This window comes from Vibrio sp. D401a, assembly GCF_030248515.1.
Taxonomy (GTDB): Bacteria; Pseudomonadota; Gammaproteobacteria; order Enterobacterales; family Vibrionaceae; genus Vibrio; species Vibrio rotiferianus.
This window is the reverse complement of record NZ_JAHGAI010000064.1, coordinates 1-25,285: the sequence shown is the minus strand read 5'-3', so window position 1 is coordinate 25,285 and position 25,285 is coordinate 1. Positions and strand designations below refer to the sequence as shown.

Here is a 25,285-nt window from a genome sequence, read left to right as displayed (position 1 = left end):
AAGCTTTTACTTGTTACGATAAATTCCTATACGAGCAACACGCTACTCTAAGTGCAAATCCAGTGGCGTTTTACTTGGGCGGCCGCCGATTTCTCGGGCTAGCTTAGGGACCAAGTAACCAGAAACACGTGTAATGACACCGCGCATGATTTCTTTAGCTTTGTCATCAGAAACAAAGAAGTGCGCAGCGCCCTGTACTTTATCCAAGACGTGCAGGTAATACGGCAAAATGCCACTGTCAAACAAGGCTTCATTGAGGGCAACTTGTGCTTTTACACTGTCATTGACACCTTTCAGTAATACACCTTGGTTAAGCAAAGTCACACCAGCTTGCTTTAACTTGGCTATTTGAGCAGAAAACTCAGCGTTGATTTCGTTGGCGTGATTGATGTGAGTCACCAAGACGATCTGTAGGCGAGAAGCACGAAGTAGCTGGCACAATTCGTCAGTAATACGAGCAGGGATCACGACAGGCAAACGACTGTGAATACGTAGGCGTTTGATATGTGGGATTTGTGCGATGTGCTCCAATAGCCAGTGAATCTCATCGTCTTTGGCCATTAGTGGATCACCGCCGGAGAAGATCACTTCGTTTAACTCAGGCCTTTGCGCCATGTATTCTAGGCATTTGCTCCAAGCTTGTTTACCACTTTTATTCTCTTGATAAGGGAAGTGGCGACGGAAGCAATATCGGCAGTTTACGGCGCAGCCACCTTTCACGATCATCAAAGCGCGATTGTGGTATTTATGCAGTAGTCCGGGGATGTCATTATCTTGCTCGTCCAATGGGTCATTGGAATAACCGTCATGTACTTCAAACTCAGCACTCAAAGGTAATACTTGGCGTAAAAGTGGATCGTAAGGATTGCCTTTTTCCATCCTATCGACAAAACTTTGCGGTACACGCTGTGCAAACAGCTTGCGCGCAGCAAACCCGTCTTGCCATGGCGATGGATCAATTTCCAACATTTCTAGCAGTTTTGCAGGATCAGAGATCCCATTCGCTAACTGTTTGAGCCAGTTTTGCTCAACAGATTCGACTTTTCGGGTTATTATGTGCGGCATTGAATTTAGCTCTAAGAATGTAAGAGGACAAAATGGCTACAGTTAGCACCAATGAATTTAAAGGCGGCCTTAAGTTAATGCTTGATAACGAGCCTTGTGTAATCCTGGAAAACGAATACGTTAAACCAGGTAAAGGCCAAGCGTTCAACCGCGTTAAAATTCGTAAACTTCTTTCTGGTAAAGTGCTAGAGAAAACATTCAAGTCTGGTGACACTTGTGAAGTGGCAGACGTAATGGATATCGATCTAGATTATCTATATTCAGACGGCGAATTCTACCACTTTATGAACAACGAAACTTTCGAGCAGATCGCTGCAGACGCGAAAGCGGTTGGCGAAAACGCTAAATGGTTGGTAGAAAACAACACTTGCATGATCACACTTTGGAACGGTAACCCAATTACGGTTACGCCACCAAACTTCGTTGAGCTAGAAGTTACAGATACAGATCCAGGTCTGAAAGGTGATACTCAAGGTACTGGTGGTAAACCAGCTACACTAGCAACTGGCGCTGTTGTTCGTGTTCCACTATTCATCGCAATTGGCGAAGTGATCAAAGTTGACACTCGTACAGGTGAATACGTAGGTCGTGTGAAGTAATTTCACCCAAACGTATCATATGGAAAAGGTCGCTTTGGCGGCCTTTTTTATTGCCCGTCATTTTCCTCTCTTTGATGCCTCTGTGCAAAACATCGATATCTTCCGCAAATTTCTGATGATTTTGTATTATTCGTAAAAAACTTATTTATTTCATGAATCTTTCGATTATTTCTTAATGTCACAATTTGATACATTAGTCCTCGTTGTCGGCGAGTTGCATATCAATTTGATTTTTATCGATTTAACTCAATGACAATCCAAAAAGGAGAACAAAATGGAAAGCAGAGGCTTAGGACGAGGTTTAAAAGTGGAAGAGAGACGTCAGTTACTACATAAAGGATTGAAAGCAGCCGTATTTGGTATCCCGCTGCTGGCAATTGGCTTAACGATTAATAGCTCAGTGCTAATGACCGATGCAGGTTACAGCTACGTACACCAGAACAACATCACCGGTGAATTAGACGTGTTCACGGAGCCTGGCATTCACTTTCGTATGCCGTTTTTGTCCAAGATCACCAAGTATGACCAAGTGATCACCGTGTCATTTGGTAACAGCAAGGGCGAGGATTTTTATCAACGTCTTGATGCGGTGCAGGTTCGCTTTGCCGATACCTACATTGGTCAGATCCCAGTGACATTCCGCTTCAAGCTCAGCAATGACCCAGAAGCGGTTAAGAAGATGCATAAAGAGTTCCGCAACAACAGCAACCTAATCGATGCATTGTTAGTAAAGAACGCACGTAACGTGACGGTGATTACCGCGACTCAATACACGGGAGAAGAGTTTTTCCAAGGCGGCTTGAACCAGTTCAAATCCAAATTAGGAGACCAACTGCGTGAAGGCATTTATCTGACTGAGCGTCGTCAGGTAGAAGTGGAAGAGTTAGATCTTGCTCCAGTTGGTGCGAATCAGTCGAATGCGAACCAACTGCAACGCACTAACCAACTGGTTTGGAAGACGGTTCCAGTCGTGGACAACACTGGCCAACCAATCCGTCAGGATAACCCGCTACAGCAATACGGTATTCAAGTGACGCAGGTGACCATCGGTGACCCGCAACCAGAGAAGCAGCTTGATCAATTGCTCGCAGATAAAAAGCGTTTAGTAGCAGACCGTATCCGTGCGATTCAGGAGCAAGAGACCTCCAAAGCACAAGCAGAGACTGAGCAGTTACGTAAAGAGATTCAACGTACCCGTGAAGTACAAGATGCTCAACGTAGTAAAGAGCTTGCGATCATCGCACAGCAAAAAGAAGTCGAAGTTGCACGTCAAATTGCGGAGCGTGAAATCGTCGAGGTTGAGAAAACCAAGCGATTGGCTGAGGTGGAAAAAGAGAAAGAGTTAGCGATTGCAGAAGCGAACTTAGCGATTCAAAAAGCCAATGCTTTATCAGCAGAATTCGAAGCAAAAGCGATTTTGGAAAAAGGCCGCGCAGAAGCGGAAGTCTTGAAAGCTAAGTACGCAGCACTAGGTGCAAACCGAGAAGTGTACTTGGCAGAGTTGAACCGAGATGTGGCGAACTCGCTGTACAACAACCTGCAAAACTTCCAAGTTCAGATGCCACAAAACTACATCGGTGGTGGGGAAGCGACAGGTCTGAAAACTAACCTCGATGTCATTACTGGCTTTGGTGCATTGGGCTTAATGGACCAAACCAAGAAGGTCACACAGCAATAAGATCATGGGTGACCAAAAGCTCTGGTAGCTGTACAAATCAGAGTAATGCAGAGGCTGATACGTGTTATCAGCCTCTCTTTTTTGTTGGTGAAATACGGCTGAATATTTGCGCTTTATCTCAATATCACATTGATTTTATGAAGATAAAAAGGCGAGGGTGAAATTTGTGGCTATAGTGAATCAACACCCAACAAGCGCAAGGAAGCACTATGTCGACTCAAGAACAACATCATCCACTCATCGACTTTGTGGAATATCCTCCGCAAGAAATGGCAGCAAGAGCTGTACATAATCTTGAGCAACTTCAACGCCGTCATTCGATTCGTAGCTTCTCCGACCGCCCAGTGGCGAAAGAAGTCATTGAGCACTGTATTCGAGCGGCAGGTACAGCTCCGAGTGGGGCAAACCATCAGCCTTGGCATTTTGTTGCGATTAATAGTGTGGAAGTGAAAGGCCAGATCCGCCAAGCCGCCGAAGAGTTAGAGCGTTCTTTCTATGAAGGGAGAGCAGGGCAAGAATGGCTAGATGCACTGAAACCTCTAGGTACCAATGCCAGCAAGCCCTATCTAGAAAAAGCACCGTGGTTGATCGCGGTGTTTTCGCAGAAGAAGGGCGGCATGAGTAACGATGGGGAGCAAACCAATTATTACGTGCACGAGTCAGTAGGGATTGCCACAGGCTTTTTGCTTCAAGCACTGCACAATGCAGGGCTCGGGACACTGACTCACACGCCAAAGCCGATGAGTTTCTTGAGCAAGATTTGTGGGCGAGACAATGATGTCGACCGTCCATATATGTTGATTGTGACGGGCTATCCGGAAGAAGATGCGACCATTCCAGAGCATGCGATGCACAAAAAGTCACTGGATGAAATCGCGACCTTTATTGAGTAGCGCTTGGCATTCAAACACGAGTTACAGGCAATAAAAAAGCTGGCTAGGTGCCAGCTTTTTTCATTTTCTTCAGATTCTTAGATCATGAAGATAAAGATAACGGCTAGTGCAGAGATAAGGCCTGCAAACGCGTAACATGCGATCTTACCTACCACACCAGTGTGGAATTTTAGGTCGTGCATGCCGTGGTGTACACGGTGCATCGCATGCCACATTGGCAGCGCTAGTGTACCGATGATGAACAGTGCACCAATGATGCTAGTCGCAAACTCAGATACGCGCTCGTAGCTCATTGCTTCTGCATCAATGATGCCTAGTGGTACTAGGATACCAAGAACAAGTACGGTGATTGGCGTGATCATCGCAAACCAAGTACCACCGGCACCAAATAGACCCCACCAAATTGGCTCATCAGAACGCTTTGGTGCTGTGTTAACACTATAATTCGGTTTCATTACTAAAGCTCCTTACACCACGATGAGAACGATCAGTGAGATGAACGCGACCGCTGCCCACTGAGTCAGAACGATGATTTTCTTGTCCACTGGTTTGCCTTTCAGACGAATTGGCATTACCTGTGGCATCATGCTGAAGAAGGTTTGTGCGTGGACCAGGCTACCTAGTAGAGCAACGATGTTGATTGCTACTACGATAGGGTTCGCCATGAACTCCAACCAACTTTGCCAAGCTTCAGGCCCTTTCACTAATGAGCCTAGGCCGACTGTTAGGAAGATAGTGAATAGGATCAGAGGAAGCACCGTTGCTTCACGTACCATGTAGAAGCGGTAGAAAGGATGGTTCTTCCACCATGTGCGTTTTATTTCGCGAACGTAAGGTTTACGGTTGCTCATCCTTATGCCTCCACTTTCTTTGGTGAACCATCAGGTTTCAACATCGCAATCACGAAGTCCATAGAAGACTCCACTTTGCCTTGGTTTACTGCCGCTGCAGGATCTACGCTCTTCGGACAAACTTCAGAACAGTAACCAACAAACGTACAACCCCAAGCGCCGTTTTCGCCGTTGATCAGCTTCATACGCTCGGCTTTACCGTTGTCACGGCTGTCTAGGTTGTAACGGTGTGCCAGAGTCAGTGCTGCAGGGCCGATGAACTCAGGGTTCAAACCGAACTGAGGACACGCGGCGTAGCACAGGCCACAGTTGATACAGCCAGCAAACTGCTTGTATTTCGCCATTTGCTCTGGTGTTTGTAGGTTTGTGCCGTCTTCTGGTTTGCGGTCGTTGCCAATGATGTAAGGCTTGATGGCTTCTAGGCGCTCAATGAACGGCGTCATATCAACGATCAAGTCTTTCTCGATTGGGAAGTTTGCTAGTGGCTCGATAGTTACGCCATTCGGGTAATCACGTAGGAAGCTCTTACAAGCGAGCTTAGGCACGTTGTTTACCATGATGCCGCAAGAACCACAGATCGCCATACGACAAGACCAGCGGTAAGACAGATCTTTGTCTAGGTGATCTTTGATGTAACCAAGTGCATCAAGTACGGACATGGTTTCATCAAATGGAACTTCGAATGTTTGTTTGTATGGTTCCGCGTCCTTCTCAGGGTCGTAACGCAGAATGTCTACTTTTTGAATGCGGTTTGCTGACATTATGCTTGCTCCTCTGCGCTCTTCGCTTCTGCTTCAGCGGCTTTTTCAGCTGCTGCTGCTTTTTCTGCCGCTTCACCGTATAGGCGCGCTTTAGGCTGAGATTTAGTGATCTTCACGTTGCTGTAGTCGATGCTTGGTGCTGCATCTTCTTTGAAGAAAGCAAGCGAGTGTTTCAGGAAGTTCACGTCGTCACGTTCTGTACAACCGTCGTCTAGACGTTGGTGCGCACCACGAGATTCTTTACGTAGGATTGCAGAGTGAACCATCGCTTCTGCGACTTCTAGGCCGTAACCCACTTCGATAGCGTATAGAAGGTCAGTGTTGAACACTTTGCCTTTGTCTTTGATGCTGATTTTCTTGTAACGCTCTTTCAGCTCAGTGATTTTCTCGATGGTAGCTTGCATCAAGTCTTCTTGGCGGTAGATACCACAACCTGCTTCCATGGTGTGACCCATTTCAGTACGGATATCTGCCCAGTTTTCATCACCTTCTTGGTTCATTAGAGCGGCAATGCGGTCTTCAACTGCTTTCACCTGAGTCGCGATAGACTCTTCATTCCAGCCTTTGAATTCTGCAGCACGTTTCACCGCTTGTTCACCCGCAACGCGACCAAATACCACGAACTCAGCCAGCGAGTTAGAACCTAGACGGTTTGCACCGTGCAGACCAACAGACGCACATTCGCCAACCGCGAATAGACCTTTAATGCGAGTTTCACATTCACCGTTGGTTTCAATACCACCCATGGTGTAGTGAACCGTTGGACGAATTGGAATTGGCTCTTTTGCAGGGTCAACGTTCACGTAAGCTTTCGCTAGCTCACAGATGAACGGTAGACGCTCTTGTAGGTACTCTTCACCTAGGTGGCGAAGGTCTAGATGCACCACATCACCAAGAGGGTGTTTGATGGTGTTGCCTTTCTGTTGTTCGTGCCAGAAAGCTTGAGAAACTTTGTCGCGAGGACCTAGTTCCATGTATTTGTTCTTAGGTTGACCCACTGGAGTTTCTGGGCCCATGCCGTAGTCTTGTAGGTAACGGTAGCCGTCTTTATTGACGATGATACCGCCTTCACCACGACAACCTTCAGTCATTAGGATACCCGTGCCAGGAAGACCTGTTGGGTGGTACTGAACGAATTCCATATCACGTAGAGGAACGCCGTGACGGTAAGCCATAGCCATGCCGTCGCCCGTTACGATACCGCCGTTGGTGTTACAGTGGTAAACGCGACCTGCGCCACCTGTTGCTAGTACGACAGACTTCGCTTTAATCGTAACTAGTTCACCTTCAGACATGTGGATTGCAATCAGACCTTGTACTTCACCTTCATCAACAAGCAAGTCGACAACAAAGTACTCATCAAAGCGCTTGATGTTGTCGTACTTCATCGACGTCTGGAATAGCGTGTGAAGCATGTGGAAGCCAGTTTTATCTGCAGCGAACCAAGTACGTTCAACCTTCATACCACCAAAGCGGCGTACGTTGACTTCACCGTTCTCTTTACGACTCCATGGGCAACCCCATTGCTCCATTTGGATCATTTCGCGAGTCGCGTTCTCTACAAAGTATTCAACAACGTCCTGTTCACATAGCCAGTCACCACCGCCAACAGTGTCGTTGAAGTGGTTGTCTAAGCTATCTTCATCCTTGATAACTGCTGCTGAGCCACCTTCTGCAGCAACCGTATGGGAGCGCATTGGGTAAACTTTAGAAATAAGCGCTACTTCTAAGTCCGGGTTTGCTTCAGCCGCTGCAATAGCAGTACGAAGACCAGCGCCGCCTGCGCCGATGACTGCGATATCTGTGGTGATAGTTTGCACAGTTATCCTCCAGTGTGTGATTGCGGAAATCCGCTTGTTATTGTGAGTGTGAGGGCACCGTTTTTAGGCTATCCCTCAAAAGTAGTAGGGTTAGTGTAGGGGAGCCTTATGGCAGAAAAATTGATGTATTTGGGTTTTTTCTCCGGTAATGCACACGAGAGCATAGAAATTCTAGGTTATGTGACTGCTATCACGGCACGAAACAGTTGAGGGATAAACGTAAAGCTGCTCAATGTTACACAGGTGTTGCACGACATTACCCTCATTGATAATAGGGTAAGTTGTGAGTGTTTTTTGTACTGTAGAACGTGGAATGCTTGCTTCAATTCTGATCGAGTTTTATTCGTATTTAGACCAATACAATTAAGATGAATCCCCCCTCGCCGAGCTAGGCAAAGCGTGACAAAATTGCTATTTTCCTCGCTCACTTATGTATTGAGAGTCTTGTTATGCAAACGACCTGGCAACCTACTGCTTCTATGGAACAACTTCGTCAACGTGCCGCGTTGATCACCGCTATTCGTCAATTCTTTGCCGAGCGACAGGTGATGGAAGTCGACACGCCAGCCATGAGTCACGCCACCGTGACCGACATTCATTTGCATACCTTCCAGACCGAGTTTGTTGGCCCAGGCTATGCCGATGGCAGCAAGTTGTTCTTTATGACTAGCCCTGAATTCCATATGAAGCGCTTACTAGCGGCAGGCAGTGGTTGTATCTACCAAATCAACAAAGCGTTTCGTAATGAAGAGAATGGTCGTCACCACAATCCTGAATTCACCATGTTGGAGTGGTACCGCATCGGCTTTGATCACCACAAGCTGATGGACGAAATGGATGACCTGCTACAACTGGTATTGAAGTGCGGCGCAGCCGAGCGCATGACTTACCAGCAAGCCTTTATTGATGTGCTCGGCGTGTGTCCACTAGAAGGTTCAATGCAAGAGCTAAAAGCGGTGGCGGCTAAACTAGGGCTGAGTGATATTGCCGAGCCTGAAGAAGACCGTGATACTTTGCTGCAATTGTTGTTCAGCATTGGTGTCGAAGCCAAGATTGGTCAGCAAGTTCCGGCGTTTGTTTATGACTTCCCTGCATCGCAAGCGGCGCTGGCAAAGATCAATCCGCAAGACAACCGAGTGGCGGATCGCTTCGAGGTGTACTTCAAAGGCATTGAGCTGGCGAACGGTTTCCATGAGTTGGACAACCCGAAAGAGCAATTGGCGCGCTTTGAACAAGATAACGCTAAGCGTCTGGAAATGGGCTTGAAACCACAGCCGATCGATTACCATTTGATTGGTGCATTAGAAGCTGGCTTGCCAGATTGCGCTGGTGTAGCCCTGGGGGTTGACCGCTTGATCATGCTGGCATTGGGTTGTGATCATATTGACCAAGTGACGGCTTTCCCATTCCCAATCGCTTAGTGTTATTGCTCATAGCAGGCCGAAAATAGAAGCGCTGTTGGCGTATAACTGGTCTGCTATGTTGCTGTATTTTTGCCCTCTATCGACCTACCAAAGTGAAGTCGCTATACTCGAAAGGTTAATGAAGAGGGAATACGATAACCATGAAAACGCGCGACAAAATTGTCTATGCCGCACTGGAGTTGTTTAATCAACATGGTGAGCGCAATATTACGACGAATCACATTGCTGACCATATTGAAATTAGTCCAGGCAATCTCTACTACCATTTCCGTAATAAACAAGAAATCGTACGCGAGATCTTTGCACTTTATTCTGCAGAGCTACTAGAACGATTTACTCCAATCCAAGGTTCTCAAGAAAGTCTGACCATGCTGAAAAGCTACCTCGACTCGATCTTCACTTTGATGTGGAAGTACCGTTTTTTCTACGCAAACTTACCAGAAATTCTGTCTCGAGATGAACAGTTACATGATGAATACATGGATGTTCAAGAGAAGCTGCAAGCAAACCTGATTGCGATCATGCAAGAGTTTGTGGCGTTAAAGCTGCTGAATGTTGACCAAGAACAGTTGAAGTCACTGGTATGCACGCTGCACCTTATTGCGTGTAGTTGGTTAGCTTACCAATCGGCAATGTCTCCAAAGACCGAAATCACCGAGCAAATGGTAAAACAGGGCATGCTGCAAATGCTTAACGTGGTTAAGCCTGTGGCGACCGAGCAGGGTATGGAACAACTACTGCTGCTTGAAGAAGCGGTGAGCCGACTGCACAGTTAATACTATTTTCCCTCCTTATTAAATCTAGAAAATGAGAGTATGGTTCTACGCTTAAAGTTTAGAGCGCAGCTCTCATTTTCAGCTCCCTCCTCGAGTTGACTTGCTGTGCTCATTTCGCACAATAGGATTCATGCACGCCCAAACCATCCCTTGGGTATGACTCTCGATACAGGAATTATCGTCCAATGAACTACGACATTTTTAATGGCGATGCTGACGGCATCATCGCATTACTGCAACTGCGTTTAGCCGATCCAATCGACGCTGAGTTGGTGACGGGCGTTAAGCGCGACATCAAGCTGGTGGAAAAAGTGGAAGTGCAAGCGGGCGATGAGCTGACAGTGTTGGACATTTCAATGGAAAAGAACATGGCTGGTCTAGAGCAAGCTTTAGCTCAAGGCGCACACGTGTTTTATGCAGATCACCACAAAGCGGGAGAGATACCTCAGCATGGTAATTTGGATGCGCACATCGATCTTGATGCCAATATTTGTACTGCTTTGATTGTTGACCAATTATTAGATGGTCGCTTCCATTTATGGGCAATCACTGCCGCTTATGGCGATAACTTGATTGCTAGAGCCGATGCGCTGGCAGATAAAGTTGGACTCAGTGCAGAGCAAAAAGTGCAGTTAAAAGAGCTGGGTACATTGATTAACTACAACGGCTACGGCTCTAAAGTTGATGACCTCCACTTTCATCCTGCCGATTTGTACCAAGCGTTGAAGCAATACGTGTCACCATTCGATGTGATTGCAGATAAAGCCTCACCTTACTACCAATTGCAATCGGCTTATCAGCAAGATATGGACGCGGCATTAGCGATTCCGGCAACTCATGAAAGCGCTAAGCTCAAGCTGTTTGAATTGCCAAACAACGCGGCATCACGCCGAATCAGTGGCGTTTATGGCAACTGGCTTGCAAACCAAACCCCAGACTCTGCGCATGCGGTATTAACTGAAAATACAGATGGCACTTACACGGTTTCTCTTCGCGCACCGTTGAATAACAAGCAAGGTGCCGTGGCTGTGTGTGGGCAGTTCCCAACTGGTGGCGGCCGAGAAGCTGCAGCGGGTATCAATGCGTTAAGTAAATGTGATGTCAGTGCCTTTATCGACGCAGTAGAGACGTATTACGCCTAGCGTTTTTCTAAATGTGAATACAACAAAGGAGCCGATTGGCTCCTTTGTTTTTAATTATTGGTTCATAAACTGCAATGACAAACGGTAGTTATAAACGTTTTAACCAAGATTTTGGATTTTGCGCTTCGCTGTTCCGGCGGATTTCGAAGTAGAGTGAAGCTCTGTCTTGACCACCGGTATCCCCCGCGAGAGCTATCACTTCGCCAGCAGTAACCTTATCGCCCTCTTTCTTAGTCAGAGCTTGGTTGTAGCCATATAGCGTCATGTCACCCTTGCCGTGGTCGAGAAGTACCACTAGACCGTAACCGCGTAGGTATTCGGCAAATACCACGGTACCTGAATAGACCGCTTTCACTTGCTGGCCGTAGCTGGCAGATAACACCATGCCTTTCCAGTTTACTTGACCTGTTTGCTTGGTACCGAAGCTATGCAAAACACGTCCTTTGAGAGGCCACGGTAGCTTGCCTCTTTGCTTAGCAATACCATCCATCGGGACGGCGTTGCGTTTGGCAGCCTTTGCTATTTCTGCTTTCAATCGGGTTTCGTTGCGTTGCAGTTCAGCCAAGTAACGCTTGTCGTCTTTGATGTTCTTTTGAATGTTCCCCAACGTTTTTTTTCGGTTGGATTGTGTTGAGGCTAATGACGCACGCTTTTGAGATTGTTGTTTCAACAAGTTCTCAATTTGCGTTTTTTCAAGCTCAAGCTGATTTCTATTGTGTGCCAACTCTTCTGTAATTTTGCTTATCGCATCAATGACTTCTGAACGAGCTTTAGCAAGGTGTTGGAAATACTGACTAATGCGGTCTTCTTCAATGCCTTCATTTAAAAGGTGACCATTAGCTTTAGCTCGTTCAGTGACGTAGTAGGTTTGAATCAGCTGTTTGAGTTGTTCTTCTTGGGCTTGGCGTTGCGCTTCTTGTAGAGAAATCTTCTCTTCCAATTTATTGATATTTTGATCTGCTTTTGCGAGTTCCGATTTCGTTTGTTTAATATCTCGCTCAAGCTTTGATATACCAAGCTCTTGATCTTTTAATGACTTTTGTAAGTCATTCAGCTTTTTTTCTTGGGAGGTAAGTGACTGTTGTTGACGATTAATTTCGCTTTTTACGCCCTTTAACTCTTGCTGGCTCGCTGCAAAAGTTGAGCTGGAGAGTGTGGCAGATAATGCGCAAGCTAAAATAACCGCAGAGCGGGTGACAACAGAATTACGTTCTTTCACTTGATTACAACCTACCACACTAACATTAAGAAAAAGTCGAGAGGTGTTTAAATACCGTCTCCATGAATAAAGCTCTGCGATTTGCCATTGAAGCCCTGATCCATGTCTAATGAAGGTTTGTCCGTTTTTGGACGACCGACAATTTTTGCGGGAACACCTGCTACTGTTGTATGCGGTGGTACGGGTTGCAGCACGACAGAGCAGGAGCCAATTTTTGCGCCTTCGCCCACTTCAATGTTGCCAAGAATTTTTGCTCCAGCGCCGATCATTACGCCTTCGCGAATTTTCGGGTGACGGTCACCGCATTCTTTACCGGTACCACCTAGGGTGACATCTTGCAGAATAGATACGTCGTTTTCGACAACGGCCGTTTCACCAATCACAATGCCGGTCGCATGGTCTAGCATGATACCACTACCAATGCGCGCTGCAGGGTGAATATCCACCTGACATGCTACAGAAATCTGGTTTTGTAGATAAGTCGCAAGAGCGTGACGGCCTTGCTTCCACAGCCAGTTTGCCACTCGGTAACCCTGTAGAGCGTGGTAGCCCTTTAGGTATAGTAGTGGCATTGAGTACATTGAAACAGCTGGGTCGCGATTAACCGTGGCACAAATGTCACAAGCGGCACCATCGGTGATGGTAGGGTCTGCAGCAAATGCTTCTTCCACTACTTCCCGAACAGCCATGGCTGGCATAGACGCGGTGTTTAACTTGTTGGCTAAGATATAACTTAACGCCGCACACAAACTATCATGTTTGATGATGGTTGCGTGGTAGAAACTGGCCAGCATTGGCTCTTGTTCTGACATCTCACGGGCTTCAGATACTATCTTATTCCAAACTTTTTGTTTTTCGCAGTGCTTCATTCTCAATATCCTGAGTGGTTCTTCCTTGTCCCGACAGTGTTATTACGACTTTATTATCCTTCCTCTCCTGAGGAAAAAGGGGAGCTAGAGTGCTACTTTCCCTCTGATTTTTTGTCACGCGCAAGTAAATCTTGTGCTGCCAGGTGTGCATCTTTTCCTTGATACAATACTTGATAAATTTGGTCAACAATTGGCATCTCAACGCCCATACGTTGGGAAAGCATCCACACCTCTTTGGTGTTTCGGTAGCCTTCAACTACCTGACCGATTTCTTCCTGAGCGGTGTCGACATCCTTGCCTTGTCCCAATGCTAAACCAAAGCGACGGTTACGTGATTGGTTATCTGTACAAGTTAAGACTAGATCGCCCAGTCCTGCCATCCCCATAAAGGTTTCTGGTTGAGCGCCAAGCGCTGCGCCAAGGCGGCTCATTTCTGCTAAGCCACGGGTGATCAATGCAGTACGAGCGTTGGCACCAAAGCCAATACCGTCGGACATGCCTGCACCAATCGCGATAACGTTTTTCACCGCGCCACCAAGTTGCATGCCGATAAAGTCGTTGTTTGCGTATACGCGGAAAGTTTTACTACAGTGGATTTTCTCTTGTAGGTCGGCAACAAAGCCAGCGTCGGGAGAAGCCACTGAGATAGCGGTTGGCATACCCATTGCGAGTTCTTTTGCAAAGGTAGGTCCCGATAAAACGGCTAGAGAGTAGTTTTCGCCAATCACATCAAATGCGACTTCTTTTAGAAGGCGGCCGGTTTCTGGTTCTAGGCCTTTGGTTGCCCAACAAATACGAGAGTCTTCACGTAGGAATGGTTTAAGGCTGTTTAGCACAATTCCAAATACATGGCTTGGAACAACAACGAGTAGATCACGGCTTGCTTGAACCGCTTTCTCTAGATCGGATTCAACAATCAAGCTTTCAGGAAAGTCGATACCTGGTAAGAATTCATGGTTAGCGCGATCTGCCTCAAGACGAGCCATATGCTCTTGCTCATGACCCCAAAGGATCACATTTGCACCGTTACGAGCGAGAGAAATCGCTAGAGATGTACCGTAAGAGCCAGCGCCAATCACTGTCATCGTAATGTCTTTACCGTAGGCATTGTTCGTATTTGCTTGTGTCATGCTACCGCCTGATCGTTGTTTTTTCTGAATGATAATACCAAATCAAGTAATTACCACCTGTAAATGGCGCCGATTCGCACCTAATTACAAGGCAGAAACAAAAAATGCACAATGCATCTTTCTGATGGACGCTTTGTGCATTTTGATTTCGCTTTTTACATTGTCCCACACCACGTTGCCGTCGTGCGTCAAGAACGGTTTAAATTACGCTTGAGCTTCGCCTTCGCCTTGCTGAGCTTGCTGCTGTAGGTAGTTCATGAATAGCGCATCGAAGTTAACTGGCGCTAGGTTCAGTTGAGGGAACGTACCTTTTACAACTAGGCTTGAGATAGTTTCACGAGCGTATGGGAATAGGATGTTAGGGCAGAATGCGCCTAGGCAATGAGCTAGTTGACCTGCTTCCATCTTGTCCGCAGTGAAGATACCACCTTGTTGAACTTCACATAGGAATGCTGTTTCTTCTTCGTTCTTCACTGTTACTGTTAGACGTAGGATTACTTCGTAAACGCCTTCACCTAGCTCACGGCTTTGAGTGTCTAGATCCAGTTTAACGTCTGGGTTCCACTCTTTTTGGAAGATAACTGGAGAGTTAGGTGCTTCGAAAGATACATCTTTTAGGAAGATACGTTGAATTGCGAAGTTTTGTTGTGCTTCTTGTGGTGCTGCTTCAGCCATTTTTAAATCCTTAAATAATCGTTTGTTGGGCCTAGATACCTCTAAACCCTTAAATATGTCTTGAGACTAACTGAGCAAATCTAATATGACTAGATGAAGCGCGTATTACGTGCAAGGCATCACAACTTAGTGCTTCAACTGCTCTCTATTTACTCAGTTTATACCTGTCAGGGCTTGAAGGTTATTTCTTACCACGTACTAGAGGTAGGTTTGCTTCACTCCACGCAATCAGGCCATTTTTCAGTAGGCTTACATTTTCAAAGCCAGCTTTCGCTAGTAGGTTTGCGCTTTCTTGAGCGGTTTGACCCGTTTTGCATACCACAATGATTGGGTCTGATTTACGGTTTTCAAGGCTACCGAAGTTACCAGCTTTGATGTCTGATGGTAAAATGTGAAGTGCGTCGGTGATATGACCCTGTTTGAACTCATCTTTAGAGCGGATATCCACTACTACACCGTTTTCACGGTTCATTAGGTGAGTCAGTTGGTTTACGTTCACTTCTTTATATGCAGCCGTCGCTGATTTCACGATGTTCATGATAAATGCGACAAGAAGACCTACCCAAACCAAAGATAGAATCATGTTCTGTTGGAAAAAATCAATGTACTCTTGCATGTCTTGAGCTCTTGCACTGTTGGCGGAAAAATAAAGCAGGAGTATAGCGGGGATAGTCGTCTTAGGCGAGAGGGTTAAAATTTTCTAACGAATAATTGAGATCTAATCGCTTCCGGTGAGCTCTTCCAAACTTGTCATTCATGCAATCTTATTATCACTTCCTCCTATCAATTCAATCGGCGTAATTGACTTCACTTCTGGTCGAAAAGGCGCACAATGGGTCACAACAAAAAGTTTTTCACCAAAGTATTTCGGTGGTGGTACAAAGCGTCTTGAAAGTGACTATGCTTGTGGAACACGTTTGCTGACTAGGTTGGATTGCTTGCTAACTTGTAAGATAGCAACAATAAATCGCAAACATTATTTGATCTTAACCTACAGTTTTGGTTAAAAAGTGTAGTAAAATTACGCTAGTTTTGTTTCAAGGTTAGATGGAGCAACGAAGCTCTACACCGAAAGTTACTTAAATTTGATGAGGTCATCACTATGTCTGCTAAGAAGCCATTGGCTCTAGTTATCCTTGACGGTTACGGTTACCGTGAAGACACAGCAAGTAACGCAATTGCAAATGCTAAAACACCAGTAATGGATGCACTGATTGCGAACAACCCTAACACTCTAATCTCTGCTTCAGGTATGGACGTTGGTCTACCTGATGGCCAAATGGGTAACTCAGAAGTTGGTCATACCAACATCGGTGCAGGTCGCGTTGTATACCAAGATCTAACTCGTATCACTAAGTCTATCGCTGACGGTGAGTTCGCTGAGACAGCGGCACTAGTTGAAGCTATCGACTCTGCAGTAAAAGCTGAGAAAGCTGTACACATCATGGGTCTTATGTCTCCTGGTGGTGTTCACTCTCACGAAGATCACATCTACGCAGCGGTTGAAATGGCAGCAGCTCGTGGCGCTGAGAAAATCTACCTACACTGCTTCCTAGACGGCCGTGATACGCCACCACGTAGTGCTGAAAATTCACTAAAACGTTTCCAAGACCTATTTGCGAAACTAGGTAAAGGTCGCGTTGCTTCTCTAGTGGGTCGTTACTACGCAATGGACCGTGACAACAACTGGGATCGCGTTCAAGTTGCTTACGATCTTCTAACTCAAGCGAAAGCTGAGTTCACAGCAGAAACGGCAGTTGCAGGTCTAGAAGCGGCTTACGCTCGTGAAGAAAACGACGAATTCGTTAAAGCAACAGCTATCAAAGCGGAAGGTCAAGAAGACGCAATCATGCAAGATGGCGATGCAGTTATCTTCATGAACTACCGTGCTGACCGTGCACGTCAAATCACTCGTGCATTCGTTCCTGCATTTGACGGCTTCGAGCGCGCTGTATTCCCAGCAATCAACTTCGTGATGCTGACTCAATACGCAGCTGATATCCCTCTAGCTATCGCATTCCCGCCTGCGTCTCTAGAAAACACTTATGGTGAGTGGCTATCTAAGCAAGGTCAAACTCAGCTACGTATCTCTGAAACAGAGAAATACGCACACGTAACCTTCTTCTTCAACGGTGGTATTGAGAACGAATTCGAAGGCGAAGAGCGTCAACTTGTTGCTTCTCCAAAAGTAGCAACTTACGACATGCAGCCAGAAATGAGCTCTCCAGAGCTAACAGAGAAGATGGTTGCGGCTATCAAGTCTGGTAAGTACGACACTATCATCTGTAACTACCCGAACGCAGATATGGTTGGTCACACTGGTGTTTACGAAGCGGCTGAGCAAGCTATCGAAGCACTAGACGAAAGCGTTGGTAAAGTGGTTGAAGCAATCAAAGAAGTGGGTGGTCAGCTACTGATCACTGCGGACCACGGTAACGCAGAGATGATGATCGACCCAGAAACTGGCGGCGTTCACACTGCTCACACTAACCTACCAGTACCTCTAATCTACGTAGGTGACAAAGCGGTTGAGTTCAAAGAAGGCGGTAAACTGTCTGATCTTGCACCAACAATGCTTTCTCTTGCAGGTCTAGAAATCCCTGCAGAAATGTCTGGTGAAGTGCTAGTTAAGTAATTAACTGACGATTCAGAATGATAAAAGCCCGAGTTCGACTCGGGCTTTTTTATGTCTGTAATTCTGTGCTCGATCAGTTTTGAGCTATTGAGCTCGACTACTGCACAAGGATTCCAGTACCTATAACCGCTAAGGCAGCCCCTAGCCAAGCAAAGCGATTGGGGCGTTTCTTGGTGTAAACCCACAGTAGTGGCAGCAACATGATCGGCGTTGTTGAAGAAAGCAGAGCCACCATACCCACATTACCTTCACGCAGCGCGTACAGAATCAACGTCATACCAATTGCCATCGCTAAAAAGCCGTTTAATGCGGTGATGCCAAATACTTTCCAGGTGATGGTTTGCGTTGCACGTGCAACTTTAACGCCAATCACCAAGAGTATGCAGTGTGCGACGAAAGCACTGATCATACGAATTGCAGAAGCGGCAATCGGGTCGACACTGGTTTGCATTACTGGTTTGGCAATAATGCCGCCAAGTGCCTGACAGATTGCAGCAGTTAAACCCAGTCCAACACCAATCCAAACGTTGCCCTTGATTGTTTCCAGTGCATTGCTGGCTTGCCCGCGTCGGCCATAGAAAATTGCCATCACTACGCCGCTGAACACTAAGGCAGCACCAATAAGCTCTATCCCCGTCATGCTTTCGCTAAATAGGAAGTACCCTAGGAGGGCGGAGAATACGGCGTGACAAGAAAACAGTAAACCTGCTTGGCGTGGTCCCATGCGGTTCAAGCAAGCGAACAGCGCTGTATCGCCAATAAAAATACCAATCAGACCGGATGCCATCATCGGTGTTACGTGTTCTGTTGAGACACTGAGCCAGCCACCCGTTATCCACGCCATCGTTGAGAGAATCACTGCGGTACAACCCATACGCCAACGGCTATAAGCAAACGCACCGAGATGCTGAGCGGGAACAACAGAAATTAGGCTAGAAACAGCCCATAGGAAAGTGGCGCATAACGCCAGCCATTCATAACCCATGATTGCGAGACATCCTTGTTGAGCAGGGGAGAGGCTTTAATATGCACGAATCTATAAAGATCTAAAAGCGTATCTTTGTGGCATAAAAAAAGCAGCTCATTGAGCTGCTTTTGAGGGGGGTTACACTTTGAAGCGACTGATGTTCTCACGCATGGTATTGGCGGTGTCGAACATCTGGCGTGCGCCTTCGCTGCTCTTAAGTGATTGCTCGGCAATCATATCTGCATCGTCTTTAATGCCTTGCGTGTTGCGACTGATGTCTTCACTCACCGCGCGCTGCTCTTCAGCGGCGCTTGCGATTTGCATTGCCATGTCGTTGATCTCAGTAATTGAGTTAGTAATGCTAGTCAAGCTGTCGTGTGCTTGTTGAGCATAGTCCACACTGGTGTCTGCCAAACTTGTGCTGGTTTGCATACTGTTTACTGCTAGCTTGGTATTACCTTGCAACGTCTCGATCATGGTGCGGATTTCTTCCGTTGAACCATGGGTGCGCTGGCTAAGTACGCGTACCTCATCAGCAACCACAGCAAAACCACGGCCTTGCTCACCGGCACGTGCAGCTTCAATGGCAGCGTTAAGTGCCAGTAAGTTTGTTTGTTCAGCAATACCTTGAATAGTAGATAGAATTTGGTTGATGCTCTGTGTGTTTGCCTCGAGTTCTGAAATCACGCTGGCGGCATCACTTACTTGTTCTGCTAGTTCTACAATGGCTTCACGGTTTTTCTGGATCACGTTCTGCCCATCTTGGCATGCAGATGCCGAGTTCTGAGAAGCACTTGCAGTGAGTTCTGCATGGCTTGCCACCTCTGCTGCGGTTGCTGACATTTCATGAATGGCGGTTGCAATCTGGTTGACGTCATTTTGCTGGTGTTCAACTCGACCAGCAGCCATTGCAGAGAGTTCATTTGCTTGGTTTGCTTGAGCTGAAAGCTGCTCACTATTTTCCACAATGCCTTTGAGCATGGTTTGCATCTGAGCAAGAAATTGGTTTACGTGTGTCGCCAGTTCTCCAATCTCATCCATACGTTCAATCTTGATGCGCTGAGTCAGGTCACCTTCCCCTTGAGAAAGTTCCTCTAAAGCCGTAGAGAGAGTTTGTAGTGGCTTGAGTAAGCGAGTGATGACGTAGGTGCTGATGGCTGCGATGATCAAGTAAAGAACGATAGAAGCGATAGCCGTAAACGTCACTTGCTCAGAAACAGAGGCATACGCCATTTGCTTATCTTCAACAATACCTAATGACCAATCCGTGTTAGGCACTTTGGCGACGTAAATGAGCTTTTCCCCTTGGTTTGGCCAAGAGATGGTCGCTAACTGAGCGTCTTGACTCAGTTTATTCATGCTAGCGGCACTCAGTTCAGGGTTGAGCGTCGTTAAAGGTTTCTGGCTTAGCTTGGCGTCTTGGTAAGCAACGATGTTATTTTTTCCATCGACTAAAAAGGCAAATCCATCATTATCTAATTGAATATTTAGGACTTCATCGATGATATCTGTCACCGCGAGATCGGCAGCTAACACACCTTGCTTGCCTTGGTTGAAGGCTTTGGCAAAGCTGACAACGATGCTGCCGTCAAAATCTTGATAAGGTTCTGTGATGATTAAGCCAGACTTTGCCATCGCATCTTTATACCAAGGGCGAGTTCGTGGGTCGTAATCAGCTGGCCACGATTCAGTTTTATCACCGTAAGCAATTGAACCATCAGAAAAACCGGCATAAACCGAGAGAAATTGCCCAGCTCGCTTGGTTAACAGCATCTCTCTATCTGCGTCTGTCGAATCGAGAATGACATCTTCATTCGCTAGCATCATTTCACTACGAATCGCCAACCAATCACTGATGTATCGATTGGTTGATGCTGAGATGTTTTCCATCTCTCTGCTCAGTGTCGAGGTGGTTTCATCACGCAACTGATTTACGGAGACCCAAGCTTGAACGCCACTAACAATGGCAATAATGACTGCGATTGCAATCTGAATTTTAAGTTTTATGGAACTTCTCATTGTCTTACCTTCTCAATAGACAAAAAGATCGACATCACCGATGGTGACAATAGGTTGCTTAAGACGATTCAGGTACAGATTAGTACTGAAAGGCTACGACTACTTTATCGACGCGATCTGGATAAACTTAAGATAAATAGGGGAATATTTATTCAACAGGTTGATTGTAAATGTATTTAATATTGACGGTTACTTCATTAATGATTGCTGTGATGTTGTATCCAAATTTAGTCATCCGCAATACTGACGGGCAACGCTACATCTCTAGTGTTGCCCCATTGATATTAAGTAAGAACAAGTACGGCGCCATAAACAAGAAGCAAACCGATCAAGCCAATGATGAGTCCAACTTTCGCCATGTCTTTGCTTTCGATTAAACCTGTCGAATAAGCCAATGAGTTAGGTGGTGTTGATACAGGAAGAATCATACCCAGAGATGCGGAGAAGGCGACGACAACGAGCAGTCCTTGTAACCCTCCAATAGAAGCTAAGCTTGGCATCGATACCCCAATTGCAGCCGCAATTGGCATGAGCAAGTTTGCTGTGGCTGTATTGGACATAAAGTTCGCCATTAACCAGCACACGATAGAAAGAGATACGACTACCGCAAATGGTGAAAGTGCTTCATAGTCAATGGCATGGGCAAGCGCTTCTGCCAAGCCTGTTTTGTCTAAAGCAATACCAATGGCGATACCACCGGCAACCAACCACAAGACATCCCAGTTAATAAGCTTAAGTTCTTCTTTGCCCATGATGCCCGTTAAGGTGAACACCGCGAGTGGGATAATGGCGACCACATATGTATTCATGCCGTGCACTTTGGTTGTCATCCATAACAGGATGGTCATTGCGAACGTGATATACACGACAATAGCGCGCCAACTCTTTTTAAACGTACCGTCCAGACGTAACTTCATTTCTGGTTCACTGGAAGGAAACAGCTTTTGCAGTAGCAGCCAAGCGATGGTGAGTTGCACCAATACAAAAGGTAACCCCATTGTCATCCAAGAAAGGAAATCAATGGCGTTTTCTCCAGTTAAATATTGCAAGGCTATTGCATTGGGTGGCGTACCAATCGGTGTTGCGATGCCGCCTGTATTGGCGGCGATAGGAATGCATAGGACCAGCGCTTTTATCCCCAAATCACCTTTTGGTGCAGAAGCTACAATAGGGCCAAGTAACGCCAGCATCATAACGGTAGTTGCAGTGTTCGACATAAACATAGAAAACACAGCAGTGATCAGCATTAACCCCAACATGATGAACTTGGGTTGAGAGCCAAATGGTTTAAGCAAAACACGAGCAAGGTTGTTATCAAGTTCGTATTTGGAAGCCGCTATGGCGAGTGCGAATCCGCCCATGAAAAGGATGATGATGGGAGAAGAAAAGGCAGAGAAGATGTCTGTATACGCGATCAGTTCACCTAAATCGTGTCCCGGAGGTGGGTTGCGAAATAGATGTAAGCCTTTGTCCGATATCATGATCAATTCAAGAGCGATGATAAGAATCGAAGTGGCAAATACGGGAACAGGCTCTAAAACCCAAAGCAGTGCCGCAAGAAGGAAAATTGTCAGTAGACGATGCTGAATTAAAGTGAGGTCATCAATAGGTATCGCATCTATAGGCATCATCAAAATGCCGAGTGGTACTAAAAAACACACCAGTAGCTTTACTAGTGTATTCATATTCATCTTTGGCATTAGTCGCCCCTTTCAACAATCATCCCTATCAGTAGGGTAATGGATTGTTCTTTAAGGGTCTTAGAGGCAGGTATGAGTTTGAAAAACAGAGATTAAGTTTTGAACAGAATTTTGCTTTTGGTCAATAAAAAGCCCCCGCGAGCGGAGGCTTTAAAATCAGTTTTCGCAATAAGCTTACTGCTGGTGAGCGTAAGGTGTGCCCATTACGGTTGGCTTGCCATTTTCCATGCTTTCATCGAATGCGATTGCATCTTTAGCAAACAGGTTGATAACGGTTGAGCCAAGCTTGAAGCGCCCCATTTCTTCGCCTTTCTTCAAGATAACCGCTTTGTCACCTTCTGCAGGGTAATCCCACTTGTAGACTGAACTACCACGTGGTGGTGTGACGGTACCAGCCCACACTTGCTCGATACTACCAACGATGGTTGCGCCAACCAGCACTTGTGCCATTGGGCCGAACTCTGTATCGAAGATGCACACTACGCGCTCGTTACGTGCGAATAGGTTAGGAACGTTCTCTGCCGTTAGCGGGTTCACCGAGAATAGATCACCAGGTACGTAAATCATCTGACGTAGCGTACCGTTACATGGCATGTGTACACGGTGGTAGTCACGAGGCGATAGGTACAAGGTAGCGAAAGAGCCGTCTTGGAACTCTTCTGCCAGTTTTGCATCGCCGCCTAGTAGCTCTTGTGCTGAGAAGTTGTGGCCTTTCGCTTGGATAAGCTGACCATCTTCAATCGGGCCAAATTGGCTTACGCATGCGTCCGCAGGGTGAGTGATTACTGCTTCGCCTTCTGCAATTGGACGAGCGCCTTCTTTTAGCTCTCGCACAAAGAATTCGTTGAAGGTTTTGAAGTGCTTAGGATCGGAGTGCTTCGCCTCATCCATGTTCACATTGTACTGTTTGATAAACCAGCGAATGATTGCTGTTGTTAGACCGCCAGCCTTAGCTGAAGCCAGTTTACCCACTAGGCGGGTCAGCCCGTGTTGTGGGATCCAGTACTGCAGTCCAACTTTAATCTTGTCCATCTTTAATTCCGATACTTCTGTTAGATTCTCGCTTTAGGGCGCGTGATGTTACTGAAATTTAATCTGCTTGTCAGTATTAGGTGATGATTTCTTACACAGTTGCAGTCTCAACTCAGCTACAGATCTGCTTTCTTGCTGCGTGAATACTGACGGTTAGCCTTGTTTTCACTCATGCTTTCTAAGATGCGATGGTAGTTTTCAAAGCGTACTTCACTCACTTCGCCTTTTTCGACGGCCTCACGCAAGATACAACCTGGATCGTCGTGGTGTTTGCAGTCGCGGAACTTACAACCGCCAAGATAAGGGCGGAATTCAACGAACGCCTTGGTCACTTCTTCTGCTTCTAAGTGCCACAAACCAAATTCACGTACCCCTGGAGAGTCAATCAGATCGCCACCAGTTGGGATGTGGTACAAGCGAGCTGCTGTAGTTGTATGCTGACCCAAACCAGAGTTCTCAGAGATCTCGCCTTCTTCCACTTCTTGCTCAAGTTCTGGCATCAGTGCGTTTACTAGGCTCGATTTACCTACGCCAGATTGACCAACGAAGATATTGATACGATCACGCAGTTGTTCTTCAAGTTCGGCAATACCTTCACCTGACAGCTTGCTCACAAACAGGACTTTGTAGCCAATACGTTTGTATTCTTCTAGCCACTCTTCGTACATTGCACGATCTTCATCTGAAAGTAGGTCGATCTTGTTGAGTACTAATAGCGGTGCGATGTTCAGTGTTTCTGATGCAACCAAGTAGCGGTCAATGATGTTGAGCGAAAGCTCTGGCAAAACCGAAGACACGATCACCATTTGGTCGATGTTAGCGGCGACAGGTTTCAAGCCATCGTAGTAGTCAGGACGAGTTAGCATCGATGTGCGAGGTTCTACGGCTTCAACCACGCCAGAAATACCTGCCATTGATTCAAGCCCTTCACGCCAAAGTACGCGATCGCCGGATACCAGTGATTCGATACCACGACGAAGGTTACAGCGCTGCACCTCACCTGTTTCTAGATCTTCGATGTCAGCGTGCTGACCGAAACGAGTGATGACGAGACCCTGTTTACTTGCGCCTAGCATGGTTTCATCCCATTGGATGGACTCTTCTTGCTTCTTTAGGCGTTTTTGTTGGTTGCTGCGTACGCGGCGCACCTGACCTTTGGTTAACTTTTTCTTTTTTGCCACAATCTTGTACTTAATGTGAGTTAACTCAGTTGATTGAGCACGCTTTCGGCTCAAACTCGTGAGTATCGTGTTTCAAGTATTTTCAGGTATAGTACCTCTTTTATCGATAAACAAATAGGCGGCGTAACCATGTCCTTTAGCGATCAAAACCTGATTTGGGTGGATTTAGAGATGACAGGCCTCGATCCTGAAACGCACAAAATCATCGAAATTGCCTCTATCGTCACGGATAGCGAGTTAAATATTTTAGCTGAAGGCCCAGTTCTAGCAGTACATCAGCCTGAAGAAGAACTGGCGAAGATGGATGATTGGTGCACCAATACGCACACTGCAAGTGGCTTGGTTGAACGTGTTCGTAACAGTGATGTCTCTGAACAAGATGCCGTTGTGCAGACCATCAAGTTTCTTGAGGAATGGGTGCCAAAGGGTGTTTCTCCAATTTGTGGTAATAGCATTGGTCAGGATCGTCGTTTCTTGTACAAGCATATGCCAGAGCTGGAAGAATACTTCCATTACCGCTATTTGGACGTGAGTACACTAAAAGAACTGACTCGCCGCTGGAAACCAGAAGTGTTAGACGGTTTTTCGAAGCAGGGCACGCATCTGGCATTGGATGATATCCGTGAGTCGATTGCCGAGCTAAAGTACTACCGCGAAACGATCTTTAAGATCTAACTGTTAAGGCTGCGATCCAAATTGTTGTAATTAATGAGCGTTTTGCTTGCTTTTTCATCTGTTAGTAAAAAAATAAAGTTTTTTTGAACGAAGGACTTGCATCACAAAAAAATGCTCTTATAATTCGCAGCCCTGAACGACGGAAACGTTGTTGATGCGACACTAGCTCAGTTG

Annotated in this window: 23 protein-coding genes; 8 read left to right on the top strand and 15 right to left on the bottom strand. The window is 46.3% G+C overall.

Annotated elements, in window-relative coordinates:
- Window positions 1–42: 42 nt before the first annotated feature.
- Window positions 43–1,065, bottom strand: coding sequence for an EF-P beta-lysylation protein EpmB (epmB, locus tag KIV41_RS22510; RefSeq protein WP_285337724.1), 1,023 nt, complete (start codon window positions 1,063–1,065; stop codon window positions 43–45).
- A gap of 32 nt (window positions 1,066–1,097) precedes the next feature.
- On the opposite strand from epmB, the gene efp reads away from it, so the two are divergent.
- The 3 genes from efp to KIV41_RS22495 all read left to right on the top strand — a co-directional run bounded on the left by efp (window position 1,098) and on the right by KIV41_RS22495 (window position 4,235).
- A complete protein-coding gene (gene efp / locus KIV41_RS22505; RefSeq protein WP_005456976.1) occupies window positions 1,098–1,664 on the top strand; it encodes an elongation factor P in 567 nt (188 codons plus the stop codon).
- 274 nt (window positions 1,665–1,938) lie between these two features.
- Window positions 1,939–3,342 carry an SPFH domain-containing protein gene (locus KIV41_RS22500; RefSeq protein WP_285337723.1) on the top strand — a complete coding sequence of 468 codons (1,404 nt, stop codon included), beginning with the start codon at window positions 1,939–1,941 and terminating at the stop codon, window positions 3,340–3,342.
- Window positions 3,343–3,551: 209 nt separating this feature from the next.
- Entirely contained in the window at window positions 3,552–4,235 is a 684-nt protein-coding gene (locus KIV41_RS22495) for a nitroreductase family protein (protein ID WP_038884102.1), read from the top strand.
- A 77-nt stretch (window positions 4,236–4,312) separates the two neighbouring features.
- Here the strand turns inward: KIV41_RS22495 and frdD are convergent, their stop codons facing one another.
- From frdD to frdA, 4 genes are read right to left on the bottom strand one after another with little or no spacing between them, the layout of a single operon-like run.
- A complete protein-coding gene (gene frdD / locus KIV41_RS22490) occupies window positions 4,313–4,690 on the bottom strand; it encodes a fumarate reductase subunit FrdD (RefSeq protein ID WP_009707853.1) in 378 nt (125 codons plus the stop codon).
- Window positions 4,691–4,702: 12 nt separating this feature from the next.
- A complete protein-coding gene (frdC, locus tag KIV41_RS22485; protein ID WP_285337722.1) occupies window positions 4,703–5,086 on the bottom strand; it encodes a fumarate reductase subunit FrdC in 384 nt (127 codons plus the stop codon).
- A gap of 2 nt (window positions 5,087–5,088) precedes the next feature.
- Entirely contained in the window at window positions 5,089–5,847 is a 759-nt protein-coding gene (locus KIV41_RS22480) for a succinate dehydrogenase/fumarate reductase iron-sulfur subunit (RefSeq protein WP_010444063.1), read from the bottom strand.
- Window positions 5,847–7,667, bottom strand: coding sequence for a fumarate reductase (quinol) flavoprotein subunit (gene frdA, locus KIV41_RS22475; protein WP_180824421.1), 1,821 nt, complete (start codon window positions 7,665–7,667; stop codon window positions 5,847–5,849). Before frdA ends, KIV41_RS22480 begins: the two co-directional genes overlap by 1 nt.
- A gap of 449 nt (window positions 7,668–8,116) precedes the next feature.
- Here frdA and epmA point away from each other — a divergent pair, with 449 nt between their 5' ends.
- The 3 genes from epmA (at window position 8,117) to KIV41_RS22460 (ending at window position 11,009) form a co-directional block, all read left to right on the top strand.
- Window positions 8,117–9,088, top strand: a complete 972-nt coding sequence (gene epmA / locus KIV41_RS22470) for an elongation factor P--(R)-beta-lysine ligase (protein ID WP_005440485.1) — start codon at window positions 8,117–8,119, stop codon at window positions 9,086–9,088.
- A 143-nt stretch (window positions 9,089–9,231) separates the two neighbouring features.
- Window positions 9,232–9,867 (top strand): TetR/AcrR family transcriptional regulator, encoded by a 636-nt coding sequence (locus KIV41_RS22465; protein ID WP_010444056.1) that lies wholly within the window; start codon window positions 9,232–9,234, stop codon window positions 9,865–9,867.
- Window positions 9,868–10,052: 185 nt separating this feature from the next.
- The gene (locus KIV41_RS22460; RefSeq protein ID WP_285337720.1) at window positions 10,053–11,009 is read left to right on the top strand and encodes a DHH family phosphoesterase; all 957 of its coding nucleotides are present in this window, start codon (window positions 10,053–10,055) and stop codon (window positions 11,007–11,009) included.
- A gap of 88 nt (window positions 11,010–11,097) precedes the next feature.
- Here KIV41_RS22460 and KIV41_RS22455 read toward each other — a convergent pair whose 3' ends face one another.
- The 5 genes from KIV41_RS22455 to KIV41_RS22435 form a co-directional block, all read right to left on the bottom strand.
- The gene (locus KIV41_RS22455) at window positions 11,098–12,228 is read right to left on the bottom strand and encodes a murein hydrolase activator EnvC (RefSeq protein ID WP_010444053.1); all 1,131 of its coding nucleotides are present in this window, start codon (window positions 12,226–12,228) and stop codon (window positions 11,098–11,100) included.
- 47 nt (window positions 12,229–12,275) lie between these two features.
- Window positions 12,276–13,097 (bottom strand): serine O-acetyltransferase, encoded by an 822-nt coding sequence (gene cysE, locus KIV41_RS22450; RefSeq protein ID WP_038884095.1) that lies wholly within the window; start codon window positions 13,095–13,097, stop codon window positions 12,276–12,278.
- A 92-nt stretch (window positions 13,098–13,189) separates the two neighbouring features.
- The gene (gene gpsA / locus KIV41_RS22445) at window positions 13,190–14,227 is read right to left on the bottom strand and encodes an NAD(P)H-dependent glycerol-3-phosphate dehydrogenase (RefSeq protein WP_038884094.1); all 1,038 of its coding nucleotides are present in this window, start codon (window positions 14,225–14,227) and stop codon (window positions 13,190–13,192) included.
- A gap of 204 nt (window positions 14,228–14,431) precedes the next feature.
- Complete coding sequence (secB, locus tag KIV41_RS22440; RefSeq protein ID WP_010444047.1) at window positions 14,432–14,902, bottom strand: protein-export chaperone SecB; 471 nt, start codon at window positions 14,900–14,902, stop codon at window positions 14,432–14,434.
- A gap of 181 nt (window positions 14,903–15,083) precedes the next feature.
- On the bottom strand, window positions 15,084–15,518 hold the full coding sequence (locus tag KIV41_RS22435; RefSeq protein ID WP_010444044.1) for a rhodanese-like domain-containing protein: 435 nt from the start codon (window positions 15,516–15,518) through the stop codon (window positions 15,084–15,086).
- Between the two features lie 486 nt (window positions 15,519–16,004).
- Between KIV41_RS22435 and gpmM the strand changes: the two genes are divergently transcribed.
- A complete protein-coding gene (gene gpmM / locus KIV41_RS22430; protein WP_285337719.1) occupies window positions 16,005–17,537 on the top strand; it encodes a 2,3-bisphosphoglycerate-independent phosphoglycerate mutase in 1,533 nt (510 codons plus the stop codon).
- Between the two features lie 97 nt (window positions 17,538–17,634).
- On the opposite strand, the gene KIV41_RS22425 is transcribed toward gpmM, so the two are convergent.
- The 5 genes from KIV41_RS22425 to rsgA all read right to left on the bottom strand — a co-directional run bounded on the left by KIV41_RS22425 (window position 17,635) and on the right by rsgA (window position 24,436).
- Entirely contained in the window at window positions 17,635–18,522 is an 888-nt protein-coding gene (locus KIV41_RS22425; protein ID WP_285337718.1) for a DMT family transporter, read from the bottom strand.
- 120 nt (window positions 18,523–18,642) lie between these two features.
- Window positions 18,643–20,523, bottom strand: a complete 1,881-nt coding sequence (locus KIV41_RS22420) for a methyl-accepting chemotaxis protein (protein WP_038884091.1) — start codon at window positions 20,521–20,523, stop codon at window positions 18,643–18,645.
- 284 nt (window positions 20,524–20,807) lie between these two features.
- Window positions 20,808–22,223, bottom strand: coding sequence for an SLC13 family permease (locus KIV41_RS22415; RefSeq protein WP_285337717.1), 1,416 nt, complete (start codon window positions 22,221–22,223; stop codon window positions 20,808–20,810).
- 174 nt (window positions 22,224–22,397) lie between these two features.
- Window positions 22,398–23,255, bottom strand: coding sequence for an archaetidylserine decarboxylase (asd, locus tag KIV41_RS22410; RefSeq protein WP_282067023.1), 858 nt, complete (start codon window positions 23,253–23,255; stop codon window positions 22,398–22,400).
- A gap of 116 nt (window positions 23,256–23,371) precedes the next feature.
- Complete coding sequence (gene rsgA, locus KIV41_RS22405; protein ID WP_285337716.1) at window positions 23,372–24,436, bottom strand: small ribosomal subunit biogenesis GTPase RsgA; 1,065 nt, start codon at window positions 24,434–24,436, stop codon at window positions 23,372–23,374.
- A gap of 129 nt (window positions 24,437–24,565) precedes the next feature.
- Here rsgA and orn point away from each other — a divergent pair, with 129 nt between their 5' ends.
- A complete protein-coding gene (gene orn / locus KIV41_RS22400) occupies window positions 24,566–25,111 on the top strand; it encodes an oligoribonuclease (RefSeq protein WP_285337715.1) in 546 nt (181 codons plus the stop codon).
- The last annotated feature ends 174 nt before the right edge of the window (window positions 25,112–25,285 follow it).